The sequence below is a fragment of the Neisseria sp. P0021.S005 genome (assembly GCF_051956955.1).
The window spans coordinates 1-1508 of sequence record NZ_JBQCWY010000721.1 but is presented as its reverse complement, the minus strand read 5'-3'; the positions used below and the strand labels follow the sequence as shown (position 1 = coordinate 1508).

2 protein-coding genes are annotated in these 1508 nt (G+C 51.9%); both read left to right on the top strand.

All coding sequences use genetic code 11. From position 1 onward, the window contains the following. The coding region (locus ACTHUE_RS18680) for a DNA recombination protein RmuC (RefSeq protein ID WP_440424153.1) at window positions 1-686 on the top strand (686 nt) is incomplete at its 5' end. 37 nt (window positions 687-723) lie between these two features. Continuing rightward, a partial coding sequence (locus tag ACTHUE_RS18675; protein ID WP_440424152.1) for a glycosyltransferase family 8 protein occupies window positions 724-1508 on the top strand: 785 nt, incomplete at its 3' end.

Here is a 1508-nt window from a genome sequence, read left to right as displayed (position 1 = left end):
GCACCCAACGCCGCCTCCAGCCCGACGTCCTCATCAATCTGCCCGACAACAAACAAATCGTCATCGACTCCAAAGTATCGCTGACCGCCTACGTCCGCTATACGCAAAGCACCGGCGCAGAAGCAGAGCGCGAGCTTGCCAACCACGTCGCCAGCATCCGCGCCCACATCAAAAGCTTGGCAGCGAAGGATTACACCGACCTTGAGGGTGTCAAAACGTTGGACTTCGTCTTTATGTTCGTCCCTGTCGAACCGGCCTACCTCCTCGCCCTGCAACACGATCCAAACCTCTTCCAAGAGTGTTTCGACAAACGCATCATGCTGACCGGCCCCAGCACCCTGCTCGCCACCCTGCGCACCGTTGCCAACATCTGGCGCAATGAGCAACAAAACCAAAACGCACTGGCCATTGCCGAGGCAGGCAGCAAACTTTATGACAAATTTGTTGGCTTTGTCGAAAGCATGGACGGCATCAACAAAGCGCTTGGTCAGGCTCAATCTCAGTTTCAGACGGCCTATGGCCGCTTGGTTTCCGGCAGGGGCAACCTCATCAGCAGCACCGAAAAACTGCGCAAATTGGGCATCAAAGCCGGTAAGCAACTGCAACGCGATTTATTAGAAAAAGCCATGTCGGAAAACGAAGACCACGCCGCTTTACCGACCGCACAAGACCAAGAAAATGACTGATAAAACTTAAGACATTGCAAATAAAGGGAATTTAACAATGAGCAACATCACCATCGTCCTTGCCGCCGATACCGGTTATGCCGAGCAGGTTCATACACTGATGAAGTCCGTCTGCACACACAACACAAATGTCAATTTCTACCTCATGCACAATACCTTCAGACGGGAATGGATCGACTATACCAACCAAAAGCTCGCGGCCAGCGGCGGCCGTCTGAATGATGTCAAAATCGAGATGGACTTCAGCCAATATCGCCGCCTACCCCATATTTCGGATGCCGCATTTTTCCGTCTGATGATGCAGCACCTTCCTGTCGACCGCGCCCTGTATCTCGACAGCGATATGGTGGTTACCCAATCCCTGCACGATTTGTTCAACCTCGATATGCACGGTTATCCCGTTGCGGCGGTACAAGACTCCTTTCTTGCCCGTACCGAATGGAATCACCCGACCGGCCTGCACACTACGCCCTATTTCAATTCCGGTATGTTGTTGGTCGACCTGGCGCAATGGCGGGAACAGAATATCGCGGCGCAACTGCTGCAAACTGCTGCCACCATTGACAAATCCGTTCCCTACGGCGACCAATGCTTTCTAAACACCGTATTTCAAAAAAATTGGCTGCAATTGGAAGAATCTTGGAATTTTCAAACAGGCGCAGTCCAATATTTCCAAAAACGAAATCTCGGCGAAATATTCCCCAAACCTGACACCGTCCCGCCCGTTATCCACTACACCACACGCGCCAAACCGTGGTTGTGCGATTACGGCAAGATTCCTTTTGAAGAAATCTATTGGCAATACTATTGCGCCGACTGGCC